This window comes from Paenibacillus herberti (assembly GCF_002233675.1).
Classification (GTDB): domain Bacteria; phylum Bacillota; class Bacilli; order Paenibacillales; family Paenibacillaceae; genus Paenibacillus_O; species Paenibacillus_O herberti.
In genome coordinates this window covers 1583498-1598118 of sequence record NZ_NMUQ01000001.1, presented here as the reverse complement: position 1 = coordinate 1598118, position 14621 = coordinate 1583498, and the positions used below count along the sequence as shown (strand labels likewise).

The 14621-nt window shown below is 51.3% G+C and carries 13 protein-coding genes; all 13 read left to right on the top strand.

The window, feature by feature from the left end:
* The first annotated feature begins 130 nt into the window (after positions 1 to 130).
* The 13 genes from CGZ75_RS07320 to glnA all read left to right on the top strand — a co-directional run bounded on the left by CGZ75_RS07320 (position 131) and on the right by glnA (position 13837).
* Positions 131 to 2641: a transglycosylase domain-containing protein gene (locus CGZ75_RS07320; RefSeq protein WP_089523561.1), complete on the top strand. Its 2511-nt coding sequence runs from the start codon at positions 131 to 133 to the stop codon at positions 2639 to 2641.
* 71 nt (positions 2642 to 2712) lie between these two features.
* Complete coding sequence (locus CGZ75_RS07315) at positions 2713 to 3396, top strand: peptidylprolyl isomerase (protein WP_089523560.1); 684 nt, start codon at positions 2713 to 2715, stop codon at positions 3394 to 3396.
* A gap of 83 nt (positions 3397 to 3479) precedes the next feature.
* Positions 3480 to 3710: a hypothetical protein gene (locus tag CGZ75_RS07310; protein ID WP_089523559.1), complete on the top strand. Its 231-nt coding sequence runs from the start codon at positions 3480 to 3482 to the stop codon at positions 3708 to 3710.
* Between the two features lie 174 nt (positions 3711 to 3884).
* Complete coding sequence (locus CGZ75_RS07305; protein ID WP_089523558.1) at positions 3885 to 4859, top strand: ubiquinol oxidase subunit II; 975 nt, start codon at positions 3885 to 3887, stop codon at positions 4857 to 4859.
* 26 nt (positions 4860 to 4885) lie between these two features.
* Positions 4886 to 6856: a cbb3-type cytochrome c oxidase subunit I gene (locus CGZ75_RS07300; protein WP_089523557.1), complete on the top strand. Its 1971-nt coding sequence runs from the start codon at positions 4886 to 4888 to the stop codon at positions 6854 to 6856.
* Entirely contained in the window at positions 6856 to 7461 is a 606-nt protein-coding gene (locus CGZ75_RS07295; protein ID WP_089523556.1) for a cytochrome (ubi)quinol oxidase subunit III, read from the top strand. Before CGZ75_RS07300 ends, CGZ75_RS07295 begins: the two co-directional genes overlap by 1 nt.
* A complete protein-coding gene (gene cyoD / locus CGZ75_RS07290) occupies positions 7462 to 7815 on the top strand; it encodes a cytochrome o ubiquinol oxidase subunit IV (protein ID WP_089523555.1) in 354 nt (117 codons plus the stop codon).
* Between the two features lie 291 nt (positions 7816 to 8106).
* Positions 8107 to 8664: a ribonuclease FAU-1 family protein gene (locus CGZ75_RS07285; protein ID WP_089523554.1), complete on the top strand. Its 558-nt coding sequence runs from the start codon at positions 8107 to 8109 to the stop codon at positions 8662 to 8664.
* Positions 8661 to 9467: a SanA/YdcF family protein gene (locus CGZ75_RS07280; RefSeq protein ID WP_089523553.1), complete on the top strand. Its 807-nt coding sequence runs from the start codon at positions 8661 to 8663 to the stop codon at positions 9465 to 9467. The genes CGZ75_RS07285 and CGZ75_RS07280 overlap by 4 nt, the downstream gene beginning before the upstream one ends.
* 75 nt (positions 9468 to 9542) lie before the next feature.
* On the top strand, positions 9543 to 10553 hold the full coding sequence (locus tag CGZ75_RS07275) for an AAA family ATPase (protein WP_089524601.1): 1011 nt from the start codon (positions 9543 to 9545) through the stop codon (positions 10551 to 10553).
* A 209-nt stretch (positions 10554 to 10762) separates the two neighbouring features.
* The gene (locus tag CGZ75_RS07270) at positions 10763 to 11968 is read left to right on the top strand and encodes a methionine gamma-lyase family protein (protein WP_245850817.1); all 1206 of its coding nucleotides are present in this window, start codon (positions 10763 to 10765) and stop codon (positions 11966 to 11968) included.
* A gap of 92 nt (positions 11969 to 12060) precedes the next feature.
* Positions 12061 to 12474 carry a MerR family transcriptional regulator gene (locus tag CGZ75_RS07265; RefSeq protein WP_089523551.1) on the top strand — a complete coding sequence of 138 codons (414 nt, stop codon included), beginning with the start codon at positions 12061 to 12063 and terminating at the stop codon, positions 12472 to 12474.
* A 34-nt stretch (positions 12475 to 12508) separates the two neighbouring features.
* Positions 12509 to 13837 carry a type I glutamate--ammonia ligase gene (gene glnA, locus CGZ75_RS07260; protein WP_089523550.1) on the top strand — a complete coding sequence of 443 codons (1329 nt, stop codon included), beginning with the start codon at positions 12509 to 12511 and terminating at the stop codon, positions 13835 to 13837.
* Positions 13838 to 14621: the final 784 nt, after the last annotated feature.

The following is a 14621-nucleotide window of genomic DNA, read 5'->3' as shown; positions in this document are numbered from 1 at the left end:
ACCTTTCCTTTAGTCTTTTCGTTATTTGAATATCGGTCAGGAGAACAACCCTCTCTTACGATGGGGTTGTTCTTCTGTTTCCGGGGTATAACTGTTACGGGAGAGAACTACCGGAAGGAGTACAACCATTATGACTGAACAGAGAAAAAAAGGGGAGAGCCGCAAGGGGCCGGGCACTACAGCTAAAGGGCGTAAACGCTCGAAGACCAGCCGCAAGCGGAAATGGTTTTACGGTTTGTTTTTTGCTGGCGCACTCGCGGTAATTTGCGCGATCGTCGGATATTTGCTCGTCATTCTGAACGGTGAGAGAATTTTGGCGGCCAACCGTGATGTTTTGCTGCGCGGTGATTCATCTGTCATTTATGATTCCAGCAACAACAAGGTGGCCAGTCTGGCCAGCGTAAATTCTCAGGATGCACAATTCAACGAATTGCCTAAAATGCTGCGCGATGCTTTCATCGCAACTGAGGATCAGCGATTCGAAAATCACTCCGGCATTGACGTAATCGGCATCGGCCGGGCTATCGTCAAGGATATTATCGCACGCAGCGCCGTTGAAGGCGCGAGTACGATTACACAGCAGCTGGCGCGGAATTTGTTCCTCAACCAGGACAAAACCTTCTTCCGTAAAGCTACAGAGGCTTCAATAGCTGTCGCACTTGAGAACCAGATGAGTAAAGACGAAATTTTGACGATGTATTTGAACCGGATCTATTTCGGCAATGGCGTTTATGGCGTCAAGCTCGCCGCCAAATACTATTTTAATAGCAGCTTGGAGGATCTGAAGCTATGGCAGATGGCTTCGCTTGCCGCGATCCCCAAAGCTCCGAGTTATTATAATCCGAAAGACGAGCCGGAGGATTCCTTGCAACGTCGTTCGGTTGTGCTCAAGCTGATGCAAGATCAGGGTTATATTACGGAGGCTCAGAGGAATGAAGCCAAAGCCATCGTATACAAACCTCTAGAAAACTACAGCACGGGCAGCAACCGCAATAAATTTATGACGTACGTCGACTTTGCCGTTAAAGAGGCTGTGAAGGTAACGGGCAAAACCGAGGATCAAATCCGTCTCGGAGGTTTCAAAATCTACACCTCGCTGAACGCTAACGCTCAGCAGGCCGTAGAGGATGCTTTCAATGATCCAAAGAATTTCGAGGAATCCTCTGACGACCAGAAAGCGCAAGGTGCGATGGTCATCATGGATCATGCGGATGGTTCTATCAAGGCGATGATCGGCGGCCGAGACTATGTGCGTAAGGGCTGGAACCGCGCCACGGTGCCGCGTCAGCCAGGATCGTCCTTCAAGCCGATCACCGCTTACGGACCGGCATTGGAAACCGGAGATTATGATATGAACTCCATTTTGCGGGACGATAAAAAATGTTATGGCGACTATTGTCCTACCGACTCTAATCGTGTGAAATACATCGGGCCGGTGTCCATGTCGCAGTCCATTAAGGAATCGCGAAACGCATCCACGGTATGGTTACTGAACGAGATCGGCGTCAGCAAAGGTGTCGCTTTCTCCGAAAAGCTGGGTATGCCGCTGGACAAAAAGAATGACCGTAATCTGAGCATCGCGCTAGGTGGATTGACGACCGGCGTCTCGCCGCTTCAGATGGCGACCGCGTACAGCGCGTTCGCGAACGATGGCAAATCGGTCGATACGCATACGATCGACCGGATTGAAGGGCCGGACGGTTCAAATATTTACGAATATAAATCGCCTAAGTCGGAGCAGCTCATGAAAGAAGAGACGGCTGACGCGATGACAGCGATGCTGCAAGAAGTTCTCAAACCTGGAGGCACCGGACTTAACGCCGCGATCGACCGTCCGGTGGCAGGCAAGACTGGAACGACCCAGCACGGTATTCCAGGGCTCTCATCAAGCTCCAACCGCGATGTTTGGTTCGTCGGTTATACACCGGAATGGACTGCGGCGGTTTGGATGGGCTATGATAAAACGGATAAGCAGCATTTGCTTAAAAAAGGAAGCTCTACTGCCGCGTCCCTCTTCTCTACAGTAATGGAGAAGGCGATGAAGGATGTACCGCGAGGCTCCTTTGATCGTGCTCCCCAGACGAATGAGCCGCCGCCGGAGCAGAAGAACGCTCCGGAACAGGTTAAGGATTTAAGGGGAGCTTATGATGAGAATAGCATGCTTGTTTCCTTGAGCTGGACGCCGATTTCAGGCGAGGGCATTAGCTATCGTCTCTACCGCAAGGCTTCTATGGAGGCGGAGTACACCCGAGTACTGGATGCTGCCACGGGAGAGGCGACGGACCTTAGCGTAGCACCGGGCATGAGTTATGAGTACTACGTTACGGCCTATAACAGTGCAACGGATCAGGAAGGTGTGCCTTCGGCGAAAATTGCCGTAGAAATTCCAGGTGTCGATCTGTCGCCACCACCGTTACCATCGTCATCACCAACGCCATCTCCTACACCGACGCTGCCGCCAGAAGAAAGTCCACTGCCGACGCTGCCACCGGATGGGGGAGGTTGGCCATCCAATGAACCTCCATTAACGACGCCAACACCAACTCCGCCACCAGACCAACCTGCTGGTGGACTGCCTGGGGAAGAAGGGCCGGGTAACGGTGATGAAGCAGCGGAAGGTGCAGGGTTTGACAGACCTTAGCTCTGCTAACTGCGTGCAGGTAGTACTACCTGCACGCGAATATTAGAACATGAAGAGGAAGATGACCGATCATGAATCGAACAACTGTTTCGCTGACTTCTCTAGTGCTTGGGGCTGCTCTCGTGTTGAGCGGTTGTGGCGCCAAGCCGGAGAACACGACTCCAGCCGCCAGCAATGAGCCTACCAATTCCGCTTCCGACGGAACGCAGGGGGGCGGCGCTAAGAGCTGGGACAAGGCCCCGGATATGACCATTGATACGAGCAAAACCTATAAGGCCGTAGTGAAAACGTCGGAAGGCGAGTTTACGATCCGTCTTTTCCCCAAGGAAGCGCCGAAAACGGTCAATAGCTTCGTTTTTTTGAGCAAACAAGGGTTTTATGAGGGAGTTATTTTTCACCGCATTATCAAGGACTTCATGATTCAAACTGGGGACCCCACAGGAACGGGCGGCGGAGGTCCCGGGTACTCCATACCGGACGAGCTTAATAACGGCTATAAATACGACAAGTATACCGTTGCTATGGCAAACGCCGGGCCGAATACAGGCGGCAGCCAATTTTTCATTGGGACAGGCGCTAGCGTAAAAGATCTGGATAGAATTCCTAACTACACGATTTTCGGTGAGGTTGAAAGCGGCAAGGAAGTTGTTGACAAAATTGCTGCGACTCCAGTTGATATGGACAACACCGGCCGTGAGCAGAGTAAGCCGAAAGTTGAAGTCAAAATGGAAAGTGTGACCATCGAGGAGGGCTGATTGGCCAGTCCATTTTCACCTTAGTGGTGAACATTGTGTGAACTCCTTCATATGCTATAGCAAGCATAAGGAGGAGGACACGCATGGACAAGCGGATCTCGATGTCGACGATGCTGCGCTGGTACGCTTTTGGCCTAGCTGTTTTGGGTGCAATGTTATGCCTGGCGTTCCTTACGCCGTTCAATGATCGCAATATGCTGCTTATGGCCGGTATGGGGTGTCTGATCGCATCACCTGTCGTCATGATTGCCGCATGGATGTTCCCGTTATCGGAAGAAATAACCGATGAAGGTCAAGATAAGACAATTCAATGAACAAGATTTTACGGAAATCGCACAAAAATAAGACGGATTCGTTAACAGGGACGCGATCAGGCGTCCTTTTTGGTATGCTGTTTCTTGAGAGAGGACCCAGTTTTATACGCTCTGTATTAAATGGGCCCGAATTGTGGTTAATAAGTATGGAGATGGCCTAAAGGAGATGAAACAATGAAAGCAACACACAAGCGACTCCGCATGCTCGGAATCATCCTGGTTGGAGTCGGTATGGCCGTGTTTTTGGCCGGGTGTGGAAATCCAATGGTCCTTGATCCCAAGGGGCAGATAGCGGATATCCAGAAAGAAATGATTTGGATCTCCATTATTTTGTGTGCGATCATTATCGTGCCCGTGCTCGGGATCTGGATTTACATTTCCGTGCGTTATAGGGACAAGCCAGATAACAAGGCGCCTTATGAGCCTAACTGGTCTCATAGCACGAAGCTTGAAGTAATCTGGTGGGGTATCCCGATTATTGTTGTCGGCGTTCTTGGCTACTTTACGGTAGTGGCCACGTATGATCTCATCAAGCCGCCGAAAGCGACGGCCAATGTTGAGCCTCTAACGATCGAGGTTACCTCGATGGACTGGAAATGGCTGTTCCAATATCCGGATCAGGACATCGCTACGGTGAACTACCTGAATATCCCGGAAAATACGCCGATCCAATTCGTACTTACTTCCAACACAGCGATGAACTCTTTCTGGGTTCCGCAGCTTGGGGGAATGATGTATACGATGCCTGGAATGGCGATGCGGCTGTGGCTGCAAGCTGAGGGCCCTGGCGAATACCTAGGTATGGGAGCCAACTTCTCCGGCAGCGAGTTCGCGAAGATGCACTTTAAAGTCAAATCCATGCCTCAGAATGAATTTGATGCTTGGGTAGCTAAGTCTCAGGATGAGCCAGCCAAGCTTACTCGTGAAACGTATGCAAAGCTTGCCGTGAAGGGGACCGTGCCGATTCAGACGTTTGGCCAAAATGAGCCGACTTTGTTCGCTTCCATCGTCGTGAAAAACGGCGGCCATCACGGAATTAGCATCCGCGGGTCCGACCCGGTAAAGTCTAATCAACAATCCTCTGGCGTTAAGTCTGAGGCTGAAACAAAAGAAGTTTCCGGCTCCCAGCAGCCGGAGCAGAACCAATAGGCGGCTAGGGGAGGAAACAAATCCATATGTGGGATTCCATTAAAGAATTTGCCGCCGATTTTTTTGTCACCGGCGATCCGCTCATTTACGGAGCAGACGTTTCCATCGCACTCGTCAGTATTGCCATCGTTTTCGTCCTTACCTACTTCAAGAAGTGGAAGTGGCTATGGCGTGAATGGCTGACAACGGTTGACCATAAAAAAATCGGCATTATGTACCTGATTGCATCGCTGCTCATGCTGTTCCGCGGCGGAGTAGATGCGATCCTCATGCGTATGCAGCTTGCGCTGCCGGATGTTGAGTTCCTTCAGGCGGATCACTATAACGCCATCTTCACCACGCACGGCACGATCATGATTCTCTTCATGGCGATGCCGATGATGTTCGCGCTGTTCAACATGGTTGTTCCGCTGCAAATCGGCGCGCGCGACGTCGCATTCCCGTTTTTGAATGCACTTAGTTTCTGGATGTTCTTGTTCGGCGCTATGCTGCTTAACATCAGCTTTGTCATCGGGGGTTCCCCGGATGCAGGCTGGCTCAGCTATCCGCCGCTGTCGGAGCTTTCAGGCAGTCCTGGCAGGGGGCAAGATTTCTACATTTGGGGTATCCAAATTTCCGGTATCGGCTCGCTTGCGACCGGCATCAACTTTATCGTAACGATTCTCAAAATGCGTGCTCCAGGCATGAAGCTCATGAAAATGCCGCTGTTCTCCTGGTCCGTACTTTCTGCTTCTATCACAATTTTGTTCGCTTTCCCGATTCTGACCGTTACGCTTGCGCTGCTGTTCCTCGATCGCTACTTCGGCGCGCATTTCTTCACGCTTGACGGCGGCGGGATGTCAATGCTGTACGTCAACTTGATCTGGATGTGGGGTCACCCTGAGGTGTATATCGTCGTCCTTCCGGCGTTCGGTATCTTCTCGGAGATTGTGGCAACCTTCTCGAGAAAAACCGTATTTGGATATAATTCCATGGTATTTGCGATGATGGTCATTAGCGTACTTAGCTTCTTTACATGGGTGCATCACTTCTACACGATGGGCTCAAGCGCCGATGTTAATGCCTTCTTTGCGATAACAACAATGGCCATATCTATACCGACCGGGGTCAAGATATTCAACTGGCTCTTCACCATGTATCGAGGGCGAATCAAATTCGACTTGCCGATGTTATGGACGATGGGCTTTATCCCTTGCTTCCTTGTCGGCGGTGCCACGGGCGTCATGCTTGCTGTCGCACCAGCGAACTTCCAGTACCATAACAGTTACTTCCTAGTTGCTCACTTCCACCAAGTTCTTATTGGCGGCGTAGTGTTCGGCTATCTTGCCGGCATCTACTACTGGTGGCCTAAGCTGTTCGGCTTTAAGCTGGACGAAAAGCGCGGCCGCTGGGGCTTCTGGTTCTGGAACATCGGTTTCTATCTTTGCTTCTTCCCGCAGTACTTCCTGGGCCTCGACGGAATGACGCGTCGCGTTTATACGTACGGCTGGGATCGGGGCTGGGCTGCGCTGAACTTTGCAAGTACAGCCGGTGCTTTCCTGATGGGTGTCGGATTTATTTTCCAAGTGTGGCAAATTGCCTACAGCGTCCGTAAGGGCGAGCGCGATAAAACCGGCGATATTTGGAACGGACGTACGCTTGAATGGTCTATTCCTTCCCCGCCTCCGGTGTACAACTTTGCCCGTGTGCCACAGGTTCAGCATGTGGACGACTGGTGGCGCGAGAAGGAAGACCGCGAGAACGGTATCGTAAGGCCACAGCCGGAGCTGGAGCCGATTCATATGCCGAAAAATTCAGGCATTCCGTTCATTATGTCCAGCTTCTGGTTCCTGATCGGATTCGGTTTCACATTCGACTGGATCTGGCTGGTCATCATCGGCTTCCTGGGAGTATTCGGATCGATGTACGCCCGCTCGTTCACTTATGATGTGGATTATTACATTCCGGTGGATGAGATCAAGAAAACAGAGCAGAAGCTCAGGGGGGCGACGACTTAATGGCGCAGCATATCGTATCGCCTGAAGTACACGAACATCATACGCAGGAGCAGGAGTCGCTCAAAACAGCTGGTTTTTGGCTGTTCCTGATCTCTGACGTTATTCTTTTTGGCACGTTGTTCGCAACTTACGTGGTCCTTGTGGGCCACACGAACGGCGGCCCTACAGGCAAAGAGCTTTTTGAAATACAAGGTTTTGTTATCTCGACGTTCATTCTGCTTACGTCCAGCTTCACAAGTGGATTGGCTGTTTTGCAGATGCACGCCAAAAACCTGAAGGGCTTGATTTTCTGGCTGGTGGTGACGATTCTTCTCGGCGGAGCGTTCCTTTTCATCGAGATCGAAGAATTTCTTACCCTTATTCACGAAGGTGCGAATATCGGCACAAGTGCCTTCCTTTCCGCGTTCTTCGTACTTGTCGGAACGCACGGTATTCACGTGACGCTCGGTATTTTCTGGTGCATCGGCTTGATTATTCAGCTGCGCAAGCACGGTATTACGACCGTGACCAAACGCAAAATTACGAATTTCGGCCTGTACTGGCATTTCCTTGATGTTATCTGGATCTTCTTGCTCTCGGTTGTTTATTTGATGGGGGTGATGTAGATGAGTCAGCATTCCGCGGACAATCACTCACATGATCATGGCCATGGACATCATGAAGAAGAGGCTCATGGCTCAATCAAGTCGTATACGATGGGATTTATCCTGTCGCTGATCCTGACCGTCATTCCGATGGTCATTGTGTTCAATGATTTGATGGGCCGTACTGGCACATTGGCTGTCATTTTGATTACGGCTGTCGCCCAGCTCTTCGTGCAGATGTGGTTCTTCATGCATATCCGCGATGAGAAAGGCCCGAGGTACAACCTCATGGCTCTTTCTCTCGGTATCCTGCTGGTAATTACAATCATTGCCGGTTCGGTGTGGATCATGTCGTTCAACTCTTACACGCAGTAAACCTTAACAGCCCGTCTCCGCAAGTCGGAGACGGGTTTTCTGTGCATAAGATAAGAGCATGTAGTTATACCCTAAGGGTATAGATCTCACATTTCCTTCGCTCACGTACTTTGACCTGTACATAGCGCGGGACGAGGCAGCCCGGTCATATTTGGCACTTTAGGTGGAGATGGTCAGTAAGATGTGTTAAGCTGTCAACTAAAGGAAAGATGGCGCGGGTGGAAAGAAAAGCCCTCCTCCTTATGGAGAAGGCAGCCGCACCGCATCTTAGGGGAAAGGGTACGTTCCAATATGAAACGAAAATTTTCAGATCGGGCCAACTGGCGGCGTATCCTGCGCAGAAGCTACACCTGCCTGACGCTTGACGGCGAGGACTTCCGAGGTCTGGTCACATTTTACCGGATCCATGAGCTGCGCGAGCCGCTATGGAAGGAGTACAACGGGCGCCGGCTTTGCTTGGCGGATCGTGGTTATCTCTGGATGCAGCATTTTCCGCGGGGTGAGCATTTTGTCGTAACAACGATGTTTGACGACAAGGGCAAGGTTGTACAATGGTACATTGACATCTGCAAAACGCAAGGACTGACAGACCAGCAAGTCCCATGGTTCGATGATCTGTACCTGGATATTGTCGTGCTTCCATCTGGAGAGGTTTTCCTCATGGACGAGGATGAGCTTGAGGATGCGATTCGGGATGGAGATGTGACACGCAAGGAAGCTGCTATGGCTCGCAAAACGGCGGGTAGGCTGCTTGCATCCATCAAGAACGGACGCTTTCGCTACTTCACACTGAGTCTGCGCCATCGCAAAACGCTGGCAGAGAGACTCGGCGAGGTTAGTGAGTCATGAGCCCGACTCCATCGGTCCGCAAGGGCGGTAAGAGCGCTGCAACTGGCAAGGGCGGTAGAGCACAGTCTGCGAGCGGTAAGGCTGCTGCGGGAAGCAGAGTGCAAGCAGGCAGTAGCAAGACGGCTGCGGGCAAGAGTTCCAGGAAGCCTTCGCGCTCGCCCGGTAGCAAGCGTAAACAATTAAGGCGGGGCGGCCTGGCAGGCCGCCTTTTCCGCGTTTTCCTGTTTTTATTTTCTTTTGGAATCTTTGTGGCGGGATGGCTGCTTTGGCAGATTACTCATTATGATCCTCCTAACCCGATACCGCAGAGGCAAGCGGCTATCGTACTCGGTGCAGCGCTGTGGAATGACGTGCCTAGCCCCGGACTCAAAGAAAGGCTGGACCTTGCACTGAAGCTGTACGAGAACGGCCGGGTGGACAAGCTGATCGTCTCCGGAGGGCTGGACAATAATGGATCCAAGCTCACGGAAGCTCAGGGCATGAGGGTTTATCTTGTGTCCAAAGGTGTACCCAAGGAAAACATTTTACTAGAAAATCGCGCAACGAGCACGTACCAAAATCTCGTGTTCAGCCGCCAGGTTGGAGAGCAACAAGGTATTACTTCTTATCTCATCGTCACCCATGAATACCACGCTCCCAGAGCGCTGGACATGGCTCGCTTCCTCGGTTTTGAAGATCCTGTCGTGAGTTCCGTCAAGTCCAAGGTGCTGAACGCGGCTCGCAATCAGACGCGGGAAACACTGGCTTTTGGCAAGTGGCAGCTGGACAAGCTGCTCATGCTGACAGGAGTAAAGCCCGTTTAAATCTGTTAATATGGCCTATCCTTCTCGAATACACTTGTAGAGCGAACATTTGTAGAAGGGATAGTGATGCCGCAGATGAACGGACACGCCGCCTCGGGAGCCAAGGAATCCAGACCCGCCCGCCAGATCAATGTAGTGCTGCGCCATCACGAGACTTATGGCCTGGGAGCCTCAGCTCCAGCGCTTGTGGAGCCGGTCGAGCCAGCCGTTGCTCCGCTTAAAGCAGCGGTCGCGCCGCCTGCAACCGATCCCTACCTGGAGATACAGAAGGAAATGGATCATATGGTAGGCATGGAAGGGGTCAAATCCCTTATTTATGAGATCTATGCACTTCTGTTGATCAGCCAGATGCGAACTGAGGCGGGGCTTTCCGGAGGCGCCCAGGTTTACCATATGATCTTCAAGGGCAACCCCGGCACCGGTAAAACGACGATTGCTCGCATCGTCGCCAAGCTGTTTCAGAAGATGGGTTTACTGTCCAAAGGTCATTTGATCGAGGTGGAGCGGGCTGATTTGGTCGGAGAGTATATCGGGCATACGGCTCAAAAGACTCGTGATCTCGTCAAAAAAGCGCTTGGCGGAGTATTGTTCGTTGATGAGGCCTATAGCCTTGCTCGTGGTGGAGAGAAGGACTTTGGCAAGGAAGCGATCGATACGCTCGTGAAAGCTATGGAGGATCACCGCAGCCAGTTCGTGCTCATTCTGGCTGGTTATCCACTGGAGATTGAGCATTTTATGCTGACTAACCCGGGCTTGCCTTCACGTTTCCCGATTCAGATCGATTTCCCGGATTATACGGTTGACCAACTGATCCAGATTGCTGAGCTCATGTCCAAAGACCGGGATTACAACTTGATGCCGCAGACGATATTCAAGCTCAGAACACATCTGATGCAGGAAAAGACGGCAACGCTGTACTCCTTCAGTAATGCGCGATATGTACGCAATCTCATTGAGAAAGCTATCCGCCATCAGGCTGTGCGCCTGCTGGGCCAGTATTCTTCTGTAAGTCCCGGACGTCAGGAGCTCATGAGCATCCGGCCAGAAGACATGCGATGGGACGGCAAAGGCAAGCCGGACGGCTGATTCCTTACGATTCCCTTATAGGTAGGTGCTTCAGGCAGCCACTTGGCTGCCTGAAGCCCTTTTTATGCCGCCCCGACGGGTGATTTCGGCTGAAAAGACGGCCGAGGCCCCTTTTGTCCATGGGGTGAGCCAACATCTTAGACAGTAAGGAGTTCGGGTAACGAATGATGGATAAACTAACGGAGCTCGCGCGAGACGCCGAGGAAAAAATGGACTCTCGCTTCAAGGAGCTCGATCGTACAGCCGAGGAGAACCAGTGGAAGGTAATCCGGGCTTTTCAAAATCATAAAGTAAGCGACTTTCACTTCAACGGCTCCACAGGTTATGGCTATAACGACCGGGGTCGGGAAGTTTTAGATCTGGTTTATGCACAGGTGTTTGGCGCTGAAGCGGCTCTTGTACGGCCTCATTTTGCTTCCGGTACCCATACGATCAGCTGCGCCTTATTCGGCCTTTTGCGGCCGGGAGATGAGCTGCTGTACTTGACAGGCAGGCCATATGACACGCTTCACAAAGTTATCGGCAAGCCTGGTGACGGCACCGGCTCTCTGCAGGACTTCGGCATTCGTTACAAAGAAGCAGCGCTGACGGCTGAAGGCAAGATCGATTGGACGCTTGCAGAATCTCTGATCGGCCCAGACACGAAGGTCATTGGTATTCAGCGCTCGAGGGGCTATGATTGGCGAGCTTCTTTTACGGTGGAACAGATTGGCGAAATGGTAAAACGGGTCAAAACGATCAAGCCAGATGTGTTGGTATTCGTTGATAACTGTTATGGCGAATTTACTGAGCTGAAAGAGCCGACAGAGGTTGGAGCGGACCTCATCGCTGGCTCACTCATTAAGAATCCAGGAGGCGGTCTGGCTGCGACAGGCGGTTATGTTGCTGGCACAGCAGAAGCGGTGCAAGCGGCTGCCTACCGCCTCACAGCGCCGGGCATCGGCGGTGATGTTGGCGCTATGTTAGATACTTTGCGAGCTATGTATCAGGGACTGTTCCTTGCCCCTCATTTGGTCGGACAAGCGTTGAAGGGAAGCGTGCTGGCAGCAGCGCTTTTCGAGCAGCTTGGGTTCGAAACCTCACCGCGCTGGGACGAGCCTCGCACGGATCTGATTCAGGCCATTCGATTCGGTAAGCCGGATGCGTTAATCGCGTTTGTTCAGGGTATCCAAGCGGCAGCAGCCGTCGATTCTCATGTCGTGCCGGAAGCTTGGGATATGCCGGGTTATGAGCATCCGGTCATCATGGCGGCGGGTTCATTCATTCAGGGTGGAAGCCTGGAATTATCGGCTGATGCGCCAATTCGTGAGCCTTACATAGCCTACATGCAAGGTGGGTTAACCTATGCTCATGTGAAGTATGGCTTGTTGCAATCTCTAGAACGATTAGCTCAACAGGATATTATTGTAATATAAACTCACACGGGAACCTGACATTGGTTGACATGTTCATGTAGTGCCGTTACAATAAGCACATAACTTATTGGAATTGGAAGGTTGATGTAAACATGGCTGACGATATACGGCGCAATATGGCGTTGTTTCCTATCGGGATAGTAATGAAGCTTACGGATTTGACAGCAAGGCAGATCCGTTATTACGAGCAGCATGAGCTGATCGTGCCGGCTCGTACGTCCGGCAATCAGCGCTTGTTTTCTTTTAATGATGTAGAGCGACTGCTTGAGATCAAGTCCCTGATTGAGAAGGGCGTTAACATTGCCGGAATCAAGCAGGTCATGAACCCTGTGTCGAAGGAATCCGAGGAAGCAACCGTTATGACCGAGATTTCCGAGGTTCGTCGCCGCGAGCTCAGTGATTCGCAGCTGCGTCTGCTGCTCAAGCAGCAGCTGCAGGAGAAGCGCCCTGGCAAAGCTTCCATGATTCAAGGCCAGCTCAGCCGCTTTTTCAACAACAAACGCTAAGCAATGTACTTTATGATGTGAGGAGCCGATTTTCTTGAATTATACTAAAGACGATATCAGACGAATTGCCCAAGAACAGAACGTCCGCTTCATCCGCCTTCAGTTCACCGATCTGCTCGGTACGATCAAAAACGTGGAAATTCCAGTCAGCCAGCTCGAAAAAGCACTGGACAACAAAATGATGTTTGATGGATCTTCCATCGAAGGTTATGTCCGTATTGAGGAATCTGATATGTACCTATATCCGGACCTCAGCACCTGGGTCGTGTTCCCTTGGGTGACACAGGACCGCGTTGCGCGTCTGATCTGTGACATCTACATGCCTGACGGTACGCCATTCGCAGGAGATCCACGGGGCATTCTGAAGCGCGTGTTGAAAGAAGCCGAGGAAATGGGCTTTACAGCGATGAATGTAGGTCCTGAGCCGGAATTCTTCCTGTTCAAAACGAACGAAAAAGGCGAGCCGACAACTGAACTCAATGATCAGGGCGGTTACTTCGACCTGGCGCCGATGGATCTGGGCGAGAACTGCCGTCGCGAGATCGTGCTCACGCTGGAGGAAATGGACTTCGAGATCGAAGCTTCCCATCATGAGGTTGCTCCAGGCCAGCATGAGATCGACTTCAAATATGCCGATGCGATCAAAGCAGCTGACCAAATCCAGACGTTCAAGCTTGTCGTCAAGACGGTTGCTCGCCAGCATGGTTTGCATGCGACATTCATGCCTAAGCCGCTGTTTGGTGTTAATGGTTCCGGTATGCACTGCCATCAGTCGCTATTCAAAGGCAATCAGAATGCTTTTTATGAGGAAAGCGACCATCTTGGTTTGAGCTCGACAGCTCGCCATTATATGGCCGGAATTCTGCGCCATGCCCGGGCGATGGCCGCCATTACGAACCCAACGGTCAACAGCTACAAACGTCTCGTTCCAGGTTATGAGGCTCCTTGTTATGTTGCTTGGTCAGCCAGTAACCGCAGCCCGATGATCCGTATCCCGGCTTCACGCGGCCTCAGCACCCGCGTTGAGGTGCGTAATCCAGACCCGGCAGCTAACCCTTATCTGGCGCTTGCTGTCATGCTGAAAGCCGGTCTGGACGGCATTCGTAATAAATATCCGCTGCCAGCTCCAACGGACCGTAACATTTATGTCATGACCGACGAAGAGCGTCTGGATGAAGGCATCCCGAGCTTGCCGGAGGATCTGCGCGAAGCGCTCAACGAGCTGCTGCGCAGCGAGATCGTGACCGAGGCGCTTGGCGACCACGCTCTGGCGCACTTCTACGAGCTGAAGGAAATTGAATGGGATATGTATAAAACCCAAGTACATGAGTGGGAAAGAGACCAGTATCTGACTCTTTACTAGGAAGGGAATCCTTTGGCCCGTGCGGGCTGAGGGGTTTTTCTTTTTGTGGGTGGGAAGGTGTAAGAGAGGGAGTTGAGAAATAGCACCCACGAAACACCCACATTTATTCGAAAATATCCTTGGTGTAGTTTTCAAACTTCTCCATGTTCGCCTGTGTTATCTTGCTCGATATGTGGGCGTAGATATCGGACGTAATTTGGATGCTACCATGTCCGAGCTGTTCCTGTACAAATTTTTTTTCAAAAGTATCGGCTGCGATCTGTGATTGCTTTTTCGTTTCAAATCCTCGTTCTGATAGCGCCTTCGTCCAAGAGCAATCGCTGAATTTGCGACACTGGCTGGCTAGTGGCGGGAAGTTGGCGGTGAAGTGGCGGAACAGTGGCGGCCATAGCCCTGTCAACCCGTGCTAAAATGATATTGTGCCACACGAGTAAAGCAAGCCGGGAGAGATGCCTGATGAGCTAAACTAGGCAATATGTAGAGGCAAGCCGTCCACCCCATATGGACGGCTGTTTTTATTCTCTTTCTTTAATTTCGATTAATCAGTCTGAGATATACAAGTTTTCTAAGTTTCCAGTCGTCCCGGTTGACGACTGTAGCGATATGGTGGAAGAAAAAGAATTAATTAGAGGATCACGACCGAATCGTGTCACAAGATTGAATTGAAGTCCGCCAACCCTTGTAAATCCTAAAAATATTGAATATCTATATAGAGCGCAAGTGAAAAACGAACAAAGTCAGGCTTACCACCAAAGTGGGTAATGAATAGTAACAAGAACCCGGT